Here is a 13,248-nt window from a genome sequence, read left to right as displayed (position 1 = left end):
CGGCTGAGCACGGCCGGCGAGGCCGGTGGCGCGTTTGCCCTCCAGGTGCGGGCCGCGGCGGGCATCGTGGGTGGTGGGCGCGCCGCGGGCCCGGCGCGCAGCGACGCCGGGGAGGGGTGAGCGAGATGCCGGTGCTGGTGGCCTACGCGAGCAGGCAGGGGGCGACGCGGGGCATCGCGGACCGGGTGGCGGAGGTGCTGCGCGCGGCCGGGCAGGTGGTGGACGTGCGACCGGTGGCCACGGTCGGGGACCTGTCCGGGTACGACGCGTTCGTGGTCGGCGGGGCGGTGCACCTGGGCCGCTGGCATCCCGAGGCCGTCGCCTTCCTCCGCGCCCACCTGCACGAGCTGGTGTACCGCCCGGTGTGGCTCTTCAGCAACGGACCGGCGTGGACCGGCGCCGTCCCCGAGGCGCCGGACGACGGCGTGGCGGCGGGGCCGCTGGACCTGGCGGAGATCGCCGAGGCGCTGCGCCCGCGCGACCACCATGCCTTCTCCGGAGCCCCGCTGTCCGGCGGCGAGGAGACGGGGGACCTTGACGAGGTGGAGGACTGGGCCCGGCAGATCGCGCGAGACGTAGCCGCGCCGTCGTCCGGCTTCTGACCGACCCGCGGCGGGCGTCTCACCGGGTGGGTGCCGCACCCGGTGGGCGCCGGGGCGTCCCGCGTCGCGATGCCCGACGTCGGTGCAGCGGCGTGGCGGCCGCCGTGCCCAGCCCGGTGATGAGCCCGAGACCGGCCGCGACGGCGAGGAGGACGTCGCGGGCCGTCACCGCGTCCGGGTGCCCGGTCAGGCCGAGCACCACGGCCCCCGCCAGGCCGGCGCCGGCGGCGACGAGCGGCCAGCGGTGGTGGGTGCCGGCGAAGGCCGCCCAGAACCCGGCGCCGGTCAGCACGAGCACCAGCGCGGCCGCGGCCTCCGGCAGCGGGGGGAGAGCCAGGTGCTCCCAGGCCTCCGCCACCGCCAGCCCCAGCAGCGCCCCGGAGGCCGCGGCCGCCCACCACATGGTGGGGTGCCTCCGGAAGCGGAGGAGGAGGGCGGCACCGGCCAGCGCGAAGAGGCCGGTCCAGAGCACGCCCCGCCCGGCCATCAGTCCCGCGGCGTCGAGGAGGATCACCATCACGGCGACGAGCGGGATCGCCAGCCGCACGGCGTCCTGCCCTCGGCGGTGTCCCGGTCTCGCGGGCGGGGCGCCGGTGACGTGCCCGGTCATGCCGCCCTCCGCGGTCGGTGACGGGCCGCCGGCGGCACCTCGATCTCGAGCACGAGGAGGCTGATGGCGGTGGCGAGGACGCCGTCGGAGAACGCCTCGAGGCGTCCCGTGGGCAGCCGCCGCCCCGCGGCCCTGGCGCCGGCCCCCTTGGCGGTGCTCTCCACGACTCGAGGATGCCCCTGGCCGGCGCGCGGGGCGAGACGTCCGTTCAGCGTCCGACGCCGGCGCGCGTGGCGCCGGCAGGTCCCTGGCGCGGACCTCGCCGCCGGGAGATGCTGGGAGCGGCACCGAGGAGGTTCGCCGATGAAGGTTCTCGTCACGGCCGCCAGCCGGCACGGATCCACCGCGGAGATCGCCCGCACGGTCGCGCGTCACCTCGCCGACGCGGGCCACGACGTCGACTACCGGCGGGTCGAGGACGTCGACGACGTCACCGCCTTCGACGCCGTCGTCCTGGGCAGCGCCGTCTACGCCGGCCGGTGGCTCAAGAGCGGGTACGACTTCGTCGAGCGCCTGGGCCCCGACCTCGCCGCGCGCGAGGTGTGGCTGTTCTCCTCCGGCCCGCTCGGTGCCCCCCCGATGCCCTCCGAGGACGTCGACATCTCCGCCGTCATGGTGACGACCTCAGCACGCGGGCACGCGGTCTTCCCCGGCTGCCTGGACAAGCACAAGCTCGCCTACGCCGAGCGGGCCGTGGCCCGGGCGCTGCACGCGCCCGTGGGCGACTTCCGCGACTGGGACGCCGTCGCCCGCTGGTCGCGGCACATCGCTGCCGAGATGAGCAGCTGAGCGGGGGCGCCCCGCGCGCGCCGAGGGTGCCGGTGGTCAGCGCCGGGTCTGCCCGAGCCCGTCCAGGGCCGCCATCTCCGCGTCGGTGAGCGCGAAGCCGAACACGTCGGCGTTCTGCGCGATGCGCGCGGGCGTGACGGACTTGGGGATGACGACGAAGCCGTGCTGGACGTGCCAGCGCAGGACCACCTGCTGCGGGGTGACGCCGTGGGCGTGGGCCACGGCCACCAGCGTCGCGTCGGACATGGGGGTCCGCTTGAAGGGGCTGTAGCCCTCGAGCACCACCGACCGGGAGCGGAGCGCGTCGACGACGGCGGGGTCGTAGTCCCGGGGGCTCCACGGGATCTGGTCGATCGCGGGGGTCACGCCCGTCGCCGCGGCGAGCTCGTCGATCTGCCCGGCGGAGTAGTTCGACACCCCGATCGCCCGGGTCCTGCCCGCCTGCTGCGCCTCGACGAACCGCTCCCAGGTCTCCGGCCGCGCCCGCCCCTGCGGCGGCCAGTGCACCAGCCACAGGTCCACGTGCTCCAGACCCAGCGCCCGCAGGGACGCCTCGAGGGTCGCCGCCTCCTGCCCGGCCCGGTCGGGCGGGAGCTTGGTGGTGACGAACAGCTCGTCGCGGTCCACGCCCGAGTCCGCCAGCGCCCGGCCCACGTCCCGCTCGTTGGCGTACATCGTCGCGGTGTCGACGTGGCGGAAGCCCAGGTCCAGGGCGGTCCGGACGGCGTCGTACGCCTCGGCCCCCCGCGCCTGCCAGGTGCCCAGGCCCAGCACGGGGATCTCGACGGCGCCGCCGGGCGCGCGCAGGGGGAGGGCGGGGACGGGAACGCTCATCCGCCCATCGTGCCGAACCGGGGCGGGCCCGGCGCGGCGACGGGCCGGCCGGACGGCGCGGTCAGCGGGCCCGCTCGAGCTCGGCGGTGAAGCGTGCCGGCGGCGGGCCGAACGCCTCGTGCACGCCGTCGACGACGTTCTGGCCCATGCCCCGGGTCCCCACGTACCCGATGACGGCGCCCACGCCGAACGGCACGAGCCGCCCGAGCACGAGCGCCCCGCCGCGGGCGAAGCCGAAGCGCACGAGCCGGCGGGTGAGCATCTTGTTCACCGCCCGGATCCGGGCGATCGGGAGCTTGGTGAGCACCGTGCGGGCCCAGTACAGGGTGCCCAGGCCGACCTGCCCGGTGACCATCTCCGCGCCCTCCTCGCCCAGCAGCGAGGCGGCGAGGAGCGTGCGGCGCCGCTCGACGTCGTCGACCTCCACGCCGTGGACCGTGGCCACCGCCATGGCGAAGGTCGCCGAGGAGATGAGGAAAGAGGCCACCTGGCCGGTGGTGAGCACCGCCGCGGTGCCGGTGCCCACGGCCGGGACGGTCGCGGCCGCCCCGACGCCGCCACCCAGGAGGGCGGCGCGGCGCAGGTAGCGCCGCTCGAGCAGGCGGACGAGCTCGGCGGGGGCGGCGTGCGGGTTCTTCCGGCGCAGCTCGAGGGCGACCTGGTGGCCCTTGGAGCGGCGCACGGCCCGGTCGAGGAGCCGCTCGAGCATCGACTCCTCCGTCCCGCCGGCCTGCTCGCGCCCGGGGCCGGTCGTGCCGATCGCCCGTCGGGCGGCGCTCATCCCGCCGCCTCGTCGGTGAACACGATGGTGTGCGAGGCGCCGGCGGCGAGGGTGCGCCCGACCGTGCACTGCCGCTCGATGGCCAGCTCCGCCCGCTCGAGCGTCTTGGCCCGCGTCGCCTCGTCGAGGGCCGACAGGTCGGTGACGATCTCCACCGTCATCGACTCGTAGCGGTTCTCCTCCTGGTTCTTCGCGTTCGAGACCCCGACGACGGCACGGAAGTCGGGGCCCAGGGCGTGCGCCAGGCGGTGGTCGGCGGACAGGGCGCTGCAGGCCGCGAGCGCGATCTGCAGCAGCTCGCCGGGCGAGAAGACACCCTCGTCCTTGCTGTCCCCGATGAGCACCTGGGCGCCGCGGGTGTTGCGCCCGGTGTAGGACCGGGTGCCGGTGCGCTCCGCCCACAGCGCCGGCGAGGGGGTGGCCTCCAGGTCGGGGGAGGCGGCGGACTGCAGGTCCGGGTCGACGTCGGTCATGGCCTGATCGTCGCACGTCACCGCGGCGTCGTCGCTCGCAACGGGACGGGGGCCCGGCGCGCTCGCCACGCCGGGGCCGCGTAGGTTGCGGACATGCCGCACTCCCCGTCGTCGACCACCCAGCCGCTGCCCGAGGCCGCCATCATCGTCCTGTTCGGGGCCACCGGCGACCTCGCCGGGCGGATGGTGCTGCCCGCCATCGTCGAGGTCCACGAGCGCGGCCTCATGCCGCGGGCGTGGCGGATCATCGGCTGCGCGGCGGACGAGCTCGACGACGAGGGGTTCCGCCGGCACGTCGACGAGGCGGTCGCCCGCCGCGACGGCGGCCTGCCGGACGACTGGGACCGGATCCGCGGCAACGCCCGCTACTGCGCCGGGACCTTCGGGGCCGACAGCCCCGGGACGCTGCCCCGGGTGCTGGAGGAGGCGCGCGAGGAGCTGCGCCGGGAGACCGGCGCCGAGCCGGTGGTCATCCACTTCCTCGCCGTGCCGCCGGTGGCCTTCGCCCCCATCACCCGCGGGCTGGGCGCGCACCACCTCGCCGACGGCGCCCGGGTCATCTTCGAGAAGCCGTACGGCACCTCGCTGGAGTCCTTCGAGAAGCTCGACGCCCTGGTCAAGGAGGTGCTCGCCGAGGAGCAGGTCTTCCGCATCGACCACTTCCTCGGCAAGGAGGGGGTGCAGACGATCTACGTGCTGCGCTTCGCCAACCAGCTCTTCGGCTCGGAGTGGAACCGCTCCAGCATCGAGCAGGTGCAGATCGACGTGCCCGAGGACCTCGACGTCGCCAACCGCGCGAAGTTCTACGAGGCCACCGGCGCGGCCCTCGACATGCTGGTGACCCACCTCTTCCAGGTGGCCAGCCAGGTGGCCATGGAGCCGCCGATGGACCTGCGCGACCCCAACAGCGTCCTGCAGGCGCGCGAGGCGGTGCTGAAGTCCTTCCACCCGCTGGACCCCGCGGAGGACGTCGTCCTCGGGCAGTTCGACGGCTACCGCGAGATCCCCGGCGTGCCGGACGACTCCACCCAGGACACCTTCGTCGCCGCCCGCCTGTGGATCGACACCGAGCGCTGGCGCGGCGTGCCGTTCCTGCTGCGCACCGGCAAGCGGATGGCCACCAAGCAACAGCGCATCACCCTCGTGCTGCGCCCGCCGTTCGGCCCGCTCGCCCACGAGCTCAAGGTGCCCAACACCGTGGAGATCGACTTCGCCGGCGAGGGCGAGGTCGCGCTGGGCATCACGGTCAAGACCCCGGGCCCGGACCTCACCTACTCCTCCGGGCGCGCCCGCCTCAACCTCGACGACGTCCCCGGCGGGGAGGGGCTCTCGCCGTACGCCTCGCTCATCAACGACGCCCTCGTGGGGGACCGGTCGCTGTTCACGACGGCGGAGGGGCTGCGGGCCGCGTTCACCGCGTTCGCGCCGCTGCAGGGCCCCGACCGGCCCGCCCCGCTGCCCTACGCGCCCGGCTCGTGGGGGCCGGAGGAGTCACGCCGCCTCGCCGCGCCGCACCGGTGGATGCTCGGGGAGTAACGGGGCGCACCGGCGGGAACGGCACGGTTTTTCGGCCGTCACAAGCCCGACGGCGCGCCGGCGCCGCGCCCGCGCGGGCACGGTCGGTCCGAAGATGGACCGCGCACGTGTTTCGGGGGTGTAACGTACGTCACGCACCTGGCTCAACGGCGAGCCAGGGCGCACCACCGGACCCGCCCGACGAGGGCGGCTCGAGACGCACCACGCGTCCCGCCCCGACCGCGGCCGCCCCGCACGGTAAGAGCGCAGGTGAGAGCCCCGCTGCGGGTGCGCCCACCCATGCGCACGTGGCAGGTTGGCCAGTACCGTGGACACGACACGCCGACCCGGCCGGCACACCCCGCGGGCCGTCGGCAGCGGCGAACCTCGCCGCCCGTCCGGTGAGGAGGCCACCACATGACCACGCAGCACGTTCCCACCTCCGCCGCCGACGACGTGCCCCAGCGCCGGACGCCCGCCGCGGGGGTGGCCGTGCCCGGCGACGTCGCGGCGCTGGTGGACGACGCCGTCGACCTCGCCCGCCGCTGGCTGGCGGCCACCGAGGCCGGGCAGACCGACGCCGAGCGCGTCGCGACCACCCAGCTCGCCGGGCTCGTCGGCGACCCGGAGGGCCTCGACCTCGCGGTGCGCTTCGTCGACCGGGTCGCCCGGCCGGAGGACGCCCGGGTGGCCGCCAAGGAGCTCGCGGGCGTCTCGGCCGGCGCCGCGGGCTTCCTGCGCCCCACCGACCAGGCGCTGCTCGCCGTGGGCGCCAAGGTGGCGCGGCTGGCCCCTGGCGTCGTCGTCCCGCTGGCCCGCAAGCGGCTGCGCCAGCTGGTCGGCCACCTGGTCGTCGACGCCCACGACCCCGCCCTGGCCGAGCACCTCGCCCGCGCCCAGGAACAGGGCTTCCGGCTCAACATCAACCTCCTCGGCGAGGCCGTGCTCGGCGAGGCCGAGGCGACCGCCCGCACCGAGCGCACCCTCGCGCTGCTCGCCCGCGAGGACGTCGACTACGTCTCCATCAAGGTCTCCTCCCTCGTCTCGCAGATCTCCACCTGGGACACCGAGGGCACCTGCGCGCGGGTGCTGCGCCGCCTGCGCCCGCTCTACGAGGCCGCCCGGGCCCGCTCGCCGCACGCCTTCGTCAACCTCGACATGGAGGAGTACCGCGACCTGGACCTGACCGTGGAGGTGTTCACGCGGCTGCTGGCCGAGCCCGAGCTGCGCGACCTCGAGGCGGGCATCGTGCTGCAGGCCTACCTGCCCGACTCCCTCGCCGCCCTCGAGCGGCTCATCGCCTTCGCCGAGAAGCGGGTCATGGGCGGCGGGGCGGGCATCAAGATCCGGTTCGTCAAGGGCGCGAACCTGTCGATGGAACGCGTCGAGGCCGAGCTGCACGGCTGGGCGCAGGCGCCCTACGCCGACAAGGCGGCGGTCGACGCGAACTACCTGCGGCTGGTCGAACGGACCCTGCGCCCCGAGCTCGCCGGCGTGGTGCGCCTGGGCGTGGCCTCGCACAACCTCTACGACGTGGCGCTGGCGCACCTGCTCGCCGAGCACCGCGGCGTGGGCGGCTCTCTCGACGTCGAGATGCTCCAGGGCATGGCCCCGGCCCAGGCCCGCGCGGTGCGTGACACGGTCGGCACGGTCATCCTCTACACCCCGGTCGTGGCGCCGGAGGACTTCGACGTCGCCGTCTCCTACCTCGTGCGCCGCCTGGAGGAGAACTCCCAGTCGCAGAACTTCCTCCACGCGCTCTTCGCCGGCGCCGGCGACGGCGTGGCGGGCGGCGACGCGGCCGGGCCGGCGGGCGCGATGGCGGACCAGGAGGCCCGGTTCCGCGCCTCGGTCGCCGCGATGGCGATCGTGCCCGCCGCGCCGCGCCGCACGCCCGAGCACCCCCGCGCCGGGGAGCGCTTCGCCAACACCACCGACGCCGACCCCGCGCTGCCCGCCGTGCGGGCCTGGGCCGCCGACCGGGTCACCGCCCGGCCCGCGCCGCCGAGCTCGCCGATGCTCGCCTCCCGAGCCGAGGTGGACCGGGTGGTCGCCGCCGGCCGCGCCGCCCAGCCGGGCTGGGCCGCGCGCAGCGGCGCCGAGCGCGCCGCCGTCCTGCGCGCGGCCGCCGACGAGCTCGAGGCCCGCCGCGGCGAGCTCGTCACCGTCATGGCCGCCGAGGGCGGCAAGACCGTGGCCGAGGCCGACCCCGAGGTCTCCGAGGCGATCGACTTCGCCCGCTACTACGCCGACCGGGCCGCCGAGCTGGACCCGGACGCCGGGCACCTGTCCACCGACGGCGCCACCTTCACGCCCTCCACGCTCACCCTCGTCACGCCGCCGTGGAACTTCCCCGTGGCCATCCCCACCGGCGGGGTGCTGGCCGCGCTCGCGGCCGGCTCCGCCGTCGTCATCAAGCCCGCCCACGCCGTCCCCGGCTGCACCGAGGTCGCCGCGGGGGCGGTCCAGGCGGCGCTCACGGCCGCCGGGGCGCCGACGGACCTGCTGCAGGTGGTGCGCACCGACGAGGGCGAGGTCGGCCGGGCGCTGGTGGCGCACGCGGGCGTCGACACCGTCGTGCTCACCGGCGCGATCGAGACCGCGCGGATGTTCGAGCGCTGGCGGGCCGACCGCCCCGGCGGCCCGCGGGTGTACGCCGAGACGTCGGGCAAGAACGCCCTGGTCATCACCCCCGCCGCGGACTACGACCTGGCGGTGGCGGACCTCGTCAAGAGCGCGTTCGGCCACGCGGGGCAGAAGTGCTCGGCGGCCTCCCTGGTCATCCTCGTCGGCTCGGCCGGGCGCTCGGAGCGGCTGCGCCGCCAGCTCGTCGACGCCGTGCGGTCCCTGCGGGTGGGCTGGCCCGACGACCTGGGCGTGACGATGGGACCGGTCATCGAGCCGCCCACCGGCAAGCTCGAGCGCGCGCTGACCACGCTGGAGCCGGGGGAGTCCTGGCTCGTCGAGCCGCGCCGCCTGGACGACACCGGCCGGCTGTGGTCGCCGGGGCTGAAGGACGGCGTGGCGCCGGGCTCGTTCTTCCACCTCACCGAGTGCTTCGGCCCGGTGCTCGGGATCATGCGGGCGCGCACCCTCGAGGAGGCCGTGGCGCTGCAGAACGCCACCGCGTTCGGCCTCACCGGCGGGCTGCACTCCCTCGACGAGGACGAGATCGCCTTCTGGCTCGACCACGTCGAGGTGGGCAACGCCTACGTCAACCGGCACATCACCGGCGCCATCGTCCAGCGCCAGCCGTTCGGCGGGTGGAAGGACTCCGCCGTCGGCCCCGGCGCCAAGGCGGGCGGGCCGAACTACGTCGCCCAGCTCGGCACCTGGGAGGCCGACGGCGTCCCGGGCCGGCAGGCCGAGCCCGTGCGCGACGTGCGCCGCGCCCTGGCCGACTACACCGGGCTCATCACCTCCCAGGCCGACCGGTCCTGGCTGCGCGCCGCGGTCGCCTCCGACGCCGCCGCGTGGGCCGAGGAGCTCGGCCGGGAGGTCGACTGGACCGGGCTGCGCGCCGAGGAGAACACCTTCCGCTACCGGCCCGTGCCGGTGACCGTGCGCGCCGGGGCCGGGGCGAGCGCCGTCGAGCTCGTCCGCGTCCTGCTCGCCGCCGAGCTGGCCGGCGGCGAGGTCCGGGTGAGCCTGCACGGCGAGCTCTCCGACGCCCTCAAGGCGCTCGACGCCACGGGGGAGCCGGCGCGCCTGGGCCTGCGCCGCCTGGCGGCGCACGTCGACGCGGCGGAGTCGGAGGACCAGTTCGTCGGCCGCGTGCGTCGCGGCGAGGTCACCGGGCGGGTCCGGGTCATCGGCGACGAGGCGGCGACCCTGCCCGGCGCGCTCGCGGGGGAGGAGGTGTCCCTGCTGACCCAGCCGGTGCTGGCCACGGGGCGGCGCGAGCTGCTCACCGTGCTGCGCGAGCAGGCGCTCTCGATCACGCGGCACCGCTTCGGGCACCTGCCCCCCGAGCGGGGCTGAGGGGCGGCGCGTCCGGGCGTTCGACCGCGCCAGGCGCCGCGTCGTCCCCAGGCGGCGCGTCCGGCCGACCCGCGCGGTGGCCGGACGCGCCGGGGTGCCTCAGTGCTCGGCGAGGTACTCCAGGGCGATGCGGCGCTCCACCTGGACGATCTTGTCCACGGCCGCGACCGCCATCTGCTCCATCTTCTTGCCGACGAGCGGGATCGAGGCCGTGACCTCGCCGTCGTAGGTCTTCGTGCTCCCCGCGGCCGACGGGGCGAGCTTCTGCGTGCCGCGCACCTTGGCCGGCACGCCCTGGATGTCGACGTCGAACGTGGACGTGCGCGCGCCGTCGGCGCCCGGGGCGGCCCAGGCCTCCACCAGCGTGACGTTGAGCGCGCTGGGGGCGAAGGACCGGAACTTGGGCGGGACCATCGTCGTGGGCATCTTGAGCTTGGTCGTCACCGTGAAGGCCTCGCCGTCGCGGGTGACCTCGGTGGACTGCTCCAGCGGCCCGGTCGCCTCGGCGCGGCGGCGGGCGAAGTCCTCGTCCGCGAGCATCGCGGCGACGGTGGTGGCGTCGGCGGGGTAGTCGGACGTGGCAGAGAAGTGCACGGTGCTCCTTCGGGGTCGTGGACGCCGGCGCGACGCGCGGCGCCGGCGGGACCCCGACAGGGTAACCGCCGCCGCGGACCGATTCGGGCGCCGGCCGTCGGTCGGTGGCGGGCGCGGCGGGCCGCCCGCGGCGGCGGCACTAGGGTGGGGGCGTGCCCACCCTGGCGAACATGATCGCGGAGACCGTCGACCTCGAGCCCCAGGACACCGAGTGGCTCCATCAGCTCGTCGGGGACTGGCAGGTCGTGGCGGATCTGGCGTTCGCCGACCTGGTGCTGTGGCTGCCCACCGGCGACGGCGGCTTCGTCGCGGCCGCCCACTGCCGTCCCTCGACGGCCGCGACCGTCCACTACGACGACATCGTCGGCCACCGCATCCCCGAGCAGCGCCAGGAGTTGCTGCGCCAGACCATGGCCGACGGCGGGATCCATCTGCGCGCCGAGCAGTCGCGCACCGCGTACGGGGTGCGCGAGGTGCTCGTGCCGGTCGTGCACGAGGGCCGCGCGCTCGGCGTCATGACCCGCGAGTCCAGCCTGCCGGCCACCCGGGTGCCCTCGCGCCTGGAGATCTCCTACACCGAGATCGCGGACATGCTCTGCGCGATGATCTCGCGCGGGGAGTTCCCGCAGGCCGGCGCCCCCACCGGGTCCCGGCGCGGCGCCCCGCGCGTGGGCGACGGGCTGGTGCGCCTGGACGCCGAGGGCCGGGTGATCTACGCCAGCCCCAACGCCGTGAGCAACTTCCACCGGCTGGGGGTCATCGGCCAGCTGCGTGGGGAGGTGCTCGCCGAGGTCGTCACCCAGCTGCTCGAGGAGTCCTCCTCGGTGGAGGAGACCCTGGCCGTCGTCGTCATGGGACGGGCCGCCTGGCGCACCGAGGTGGAGGTCCGCGGGGTGACCCTGAGCCTGCGCGCGGTCCCGCTGACCGACCGCGGGGAGCGGCGCGGCGCCCTGCTGCTGTGCCGGGACGTCTCGGAGGTGCGCCGGCGCGAGCGCGAGCTCATCACCAAGGACGCCACCATCCGGGAGATCCACCACCGGGTGAAGAACAACCTGCAGACCGTCTCGGCGCTGCTGCGCCTGCAGGCGCGCCGCTCGGACAACCCCGAGACCAAGGACGCCCTGGAGGAGGCCGAGCGCAGGGTCTCCACGATCGCCCTGGTGCACGAGACGCTCTCGCAGAACATCGACGAGGTGGTCGACTTCGACGAGGTCTTCGGCCGCGTGCTGCGCCTGGCGGCCGACGTGGCCTCCCCGGACTCCTCGGTGCGCACGGTCGTGGAGGGCAGCTTCGGCCTCGTGGGCGCCGAGGCGGCGACCACGCTGGCGGTGGTGCTCACCGAGCTGGTGACCAACGCCGTCGAGCACGGCCTGCACGGGCGCAGCGGAACGGTCACGGTGCACGCCGAGCGGGACGGCTCGGACCTGGAGGTCCGCGTGCGCGACGACGGGCGGGGGATCGAGGAGGGCAAGGTGCTCTCCGGGCTGGGGACCCAGATCGTCAAGACCCTGGTCACCGGCGAGCTGGGCGGGTCCATCGAATGGCGCCCGGTGCCCGACGGCGGCACCGAGGTGATCCTGCGGGCCCGCCAGCGGGAGCGCTGACTCCGGCCGGGGGGCCGGGAGCGCTGACTCCGGCCGGGGGTCCGGGAGCGCTGACTCCGGCCGGGGGTCCGGGAGCGCTGACTCCGGACGGGGCCCGTCGCGACGCGGCTATCCGTTGCCACCCGTCCGCAGGGGCGCCGGCCCGACCCAGGGCGACGAGTCTCGACCGGCGGCCGCAGACACGACGACGCCGCCGGTCTCCCGGCGGCGTCGTGGTCAGTCGTGCGGTGCGGCGGTCAGCCGGCGCGGCGGGCGCGGGCGGTGCGCCGCTTGAGCGCGCGCCGCTCGTCCTCGCTCAGGCCGCCCCACACGCCGGAGTCCTGACCCGTCTCCAGCGCCCACTTGAGGCAGGTGTCGACCACCTCGCACTTGCCGCACACAGCCTTCGCCTCCTCGATCTGCGCGAGGGCGGGGCCGGTGTTCCCGATCGGGAAGAACAGCTCCGGATCCTCGGTGAGACAGGCAGCGCGGTGACGCCAATCCATTCGGGGGCTCCTTCAGGGCACGCGTCGGGGTCCGAGTCCTCGGCAAGGGGAATCGAAGGCCCAACTTCTTGGGGGGTTCTGCGGCTGACACAAGGTTGGCACGGGCAAAGGTGCGACGACAAGAGGTTTCGGACAAGTGACTATCAGGTTACGGACGTGGCCTTCGTCACATGTTCTGGGGGCTCGTGCATCGCCCCAGGTCGGCGGCTCGCGGGCGGCCGCGGGCGCGCCGACTAGGCTCGTGGGGTGAGTTCGACCCGCGACGCCTCCGCCGCCTCCGAGGGCCACAGGCCCGTTCCCGCACCGCTCGCCGCCGCGCTGCTCGCGGTCGTGCTCGAGGCCGCGGCGCTGCTCGGCATGGCGGTGGCCTTCCTCCTGGACGTCGTGCGCGGCCTCGTCGTCGACGTCAGCACCACCGTCGCGATGGCGGTGTTCTTCGTCGGCCTGGCCCTGCTGCTCCTCGCCGGCGGGCGGGCGCTGTGGCGCCGGCGCCGCTGGGGGCGCGGGCCGGTCATCACCTGGCAGCTGCTCCAGGCCTTCGTCGCCATCGCCACCGCCGGCGCGCTGCCGATCTACCTCGTCGTCCTCCTCGTCCTCGTCGCGGCCGGCGTCGTGGTCGGGGTGCTCTGGCCCTCCTCGCGCGACTACACCTCCCACACCGGAACGCCCTCCTTCCTGCCCTGAACCGGCTCACCCGCTGGACACCCGCGCCACCTGGACGGGCACCACGACGCCACGGTCGACGACGGCGCCGCGCCCGGGGTGGAACGGCCGGACGGGATCGGCCGCCGCGGCGACGTCGGCCGCGGTGAGCTGGGCGGCGGGCACCACCGCCGGGCGCAGCACCAGCAGGGTGGCGCCGGCGCGCCAGGTGGCCAGCGGCCCGCGGTAGGCCGCGCAGACGGCGTCGATCCCGGCGGCCGCGACGACGGCGCCGGGGTGGGCGTGCAGCGCGGGCGCCGCCTCGTCCAGCGCGCCCG

The 13,248-nt window shown here is 75.7% G+C and carries 14 protein-coding genes; 6 read left to right on the top strand and 8 right to left on the bottom strand.

Features of this window, described 5'->3' with window-relative positions:
• The first annotated feature begins 125 nt into the window (after positions 1 to 125).
• Complete coding sequence (locus GD970_RS17815; RefSeq protein ID WP_226925438.1) at positions 126 to 602, top strand: flavodoxin domain-containing protein; 477 nt, start codon at positions 126 to 128, stop codon at positions 600 to 602.
• A gap of 19 nt (positions 603 to 621) precedes the next feature.
• On the opposite strand, the gene GD970_RS17810 is transcribed toward GD970_RS17815, so the two are convergent.
• Together GD970_RS17810 and GD970_RS22335 are read right to left on the bottom strand one after the other, a co-directional pair.
• Positions 622 to 1,212: a hypothetical protein gene (locus tag GD970_RS17810; protein WP_152204250.1), complete on the bottom strand. Its 591-nt coding sequence runs from the start codon at positions 1,210 to 1,212 to the stop codon at positions 622 to 624.
• The gene (locus GD970_RS22335; RefSeq protein ID WP_211489812.1) at positions 1,209 to 1,376 is read right to left on the bottom strand and encodes a TMEM175 family protein; all 168 of its coding nucleotides are present in this window, start codon (positions 1,374 to 1,376) and stop codon (positions 1,209 to 1,211) included. The genes GD970_RS17810 and GD970_RS22335 overlap by 4 nt, the downstream gene beginning before the upstream one ends.
• A 139-nt stretch (positions 1,377 to 1,515) precedes the next feature.
• Here GD970_RS22335 and GD970_RS17800 point away from each other — a divergent pair, with 139 nt between their 5' ends.
• The gene (locus GD970_RS17800) at positions 1,516 to 2,001 is read left to right on the top strand and encodes a flavodoxin domain-containing protein (protein ID WP_152204249.1); all 486 of its coding nucleotides are present in this window, start codon (positions 1,516 to 1,518) and stop codon (positions 1,999 to 2,001) included.
• A 36-nt stretch (positions 2,002 to 2,037) separates the two neighbouring features.
• Here GD970_RS17800 and GD970_RS17795 read toward each other — a convergent pair whose 3' ends face one another.
• The 3 genes from GD970_RS17795 to GD970_RS17785 form a co-directional block, all read right to left on the bottom strand.
• On the bottom strand, positions 2,038 to 2,835 hold the full coding sequence (locus GD970_RS17795; RefSeq protein WP_152204248.1) for an aldo/keto reductase: 798 nt from the start codon (positions 2,833 to 2,835) through the stop codon (positions 2,038 to 2,040).
• A gap of 61 nt (positions 2,836 to 2,896) precedes the next feature.
• A complete protein-coding gene (locus GD970_RS17790) occupies positions 2,897 to 3,616 on the bottom strand; it encodes a hypothetical protein (RefSeq protein WP_152204247.1) in 720 nt (239 codons plus the stop codon).
• Positions 3,613 to 4,089 carry an OsmC family protein gene (locus GD970_RS17785; RefSeq protein ID WP_152204246.1) on the bottom strand — a complete coding sequence of 159 codons (477 nt, stop codon included), beginning with the start codon at positions 4,087 to 4,089 and terminating at the stop codon, positions 3,613 to 3,615. The genes GD970_RS17790 and GD970_RS17785 overlap by 4 nt, the downstream gene beginning before the upstream one ends.
• A gap of 93 nt (positions 4,090 to 4,182) precedes the next feature.
• Between GD970_RS17785 and GD970_RS17780 the strand changes: the two genes are divergently transcribed.
• Complete coding sequence (locus GD970_RS17780; RefSeq protein WP_152204245.1) at positions 4,183 to 5,625, top strand: glucose-6-phosphate dehydrogenase; 1,443 nt, start codon at positions 4,183 to 4,185, stop codon at positions 5,623 to 5,625.
• Positions 5,626 to 6,021: 396 nt separating this feature from the next.
• On the top strand, positions 6,022 to 9,585 hold the full coding sequence (locus GD970_RS17775; protein WP_152204244.1) for a proline dehydrogenase family protein: 3,564 nt from the start codon (positions 6,022 to 6,024) through the stop codon (positions 9,583 to 9,585).
• Between the two features lie 99 nt (positions 9,586 to 9,684).
• On the opposite strand, the gene GD970_RS17770 is transcribed toward GD970_RS17775, so the two are convergent.
• Positions 9,685 to 10,179: a DUF2505 domain-containing protein gene (locus tag GD970_RS17770; protein ID WP_152204243.1), complete on the bottom strand. Its 495-nt coding sequence runs from the start codon at positions 10,177 to 10,179 to the stop codon at positions 9,685 to 9,687.
• Between the two features lie 170 nt (positions 10,180 to 10,349).
• Here GD970_RS17770 and GD970_RS17765 point away from each other — a divergent pair, with 170 nt between their 5' ends.
• The gene (locus tag GD970_RS17765; RefSeq protein WP_452179750.1) at positions 10,350 to 11,783 is read left to right on the top strand and encodes a sensor histidine kinase; all 1,434 of its coding nucleotides are present in this window, start codon (positions 10,350 to 10,352) and stop codon (positions 11,781 to 11,783) included.
• Positions 11,784 to 12,019: 236 nt separating this feature from the next.
• Here GD970_RS17765 and GD970_RS17760 read toward each other — a convergent pair whose 3' ends face one another.
• Entirely contained in the window at positions 12,020 to 12,268 is a 249-nt protein-coding gene (locus tag GD970_RS17760; RefSeq protein WP_152204242.1) for a WhiB family transcriptional regulator, read from the bottom strand.
• A gap of 246 nt (positions 12,269 to 12,514) precedes the next feature.
• Here GD970_RS17760 and GD970_RS17755 point away from each other — a divergent pair, with 246 nt between their 5' ends.
• Entirely contained in the window at positions 12,515 to 12,952 is a 438-nt protein-coding gene (locus GD970_RS17755; RefSeq protein ID WP_152204241.1) for a hypothetical protein, read from the top strand.
• 6 nt (positions 12,953 to 12,958) lie between these two features.
• Here GD970_RS17755 and GD970_RS21785 read toward each other — a convergent pair.
• Positions 12,959 to 13,248 (bottom strand): hypothetical protein (locus GD970_RS21785; RefSeq protein WP_193314981.1); only part of this gene is annotated, 290 nt, incomplete at its 5' end.

It is taken from the genome of Georgenia thermotolerans (assembly GCF_009193185.1).
GTDB classification, from domain to species: Bacteria; Actinomycetota; Actinomycetes; order Actinomycetales; family Actinomycetaceae; genus Georgenia; species Georgenia thermotolerans.
The sequence above is the reverse complement of the archived record's forward strand: the minus strand, read 5'-3'. Positions and strand labels throughout refer to the sequence as shown.

What these genes read in the sequence shown, in the direction of transcription:
- GD970_RS17815 (WP_226925438.1), top strand. Translation starts at nt 126, where the DNA reads ATGCCGGTGCTGGTGGCCTACGCGAGCAGGCAGGGGGCGACGCGGGGC.
- GD970_RS17810 (WP_152204250.1), bottom strand. Translation starts at nt 1,212, where the DNA reads ATGACCGGGCACGTCACCGGCGCCCCGCCCGCGAGACCGGGACACCGC.
- GD970_RS17800 (WP_152204249.1), top strand. Translation starts at nt 1,516, where the DNA reads ATGAAGGTTCTCGTCACGGCCGCCAGCCGGCACGGATCCACCGCGGAG.
- GD970_RS17795 (WP_152204248.1), bottom strand. Translation starts at nt 2,835, where the DNA reads ATGAGCGTTCCCGTCCCCGCCCTCCCCCTGCGCGCGCCCGGCGGCGCC.
- GD970_RS17790 (WP_152204247.1), bottom strand. Translation starts at nt 3,616, where the DNA reads ATGAGCGCCGCCCGACGGGCGATCGGCACGACCGGCCCCGGGCGCGAG.
- GD970_RS17785 (WP_152204246.1), bottom strand. Translation starts at nt 4,089, where the DNA reads ATGACCGACGTCGACCCGGACCTGCAGTCCGCCGCCTCCCCCGACCTG.
- GD970_RS17780 (WP_152204245.1), top strand. Translation starts at nt 4,183, where the DNA reads ATGCCGCACTCCCCGTCGTCGACCACCCAGCCGCTGCCCGAGGCCGCC.
- GD970_RS17775 (WP_152204244.1), top strand. Translation starts at nt 6,022, where the DNA reads ATGACCACGCAGCACGTTCCCACCTCCGCCGCCGACGACGTGCCCCAG.
- GD970_RS17765 (WP_452179750.1), top strand. Translation starts at nt 10,350, where the DNA reads ATGATCGCGGAGACCGTCGACCTCGAGCCCCAGGACACCGAGTGGCTC.
- GD970_RS17760 (WP_152204242.1), bottom strand. Translation starts at nt 12,268, where the DNA reads ATGGATTGGCGTCACCGCGCTGCCTGTCTCACCGAGGATCCGGAGCTG.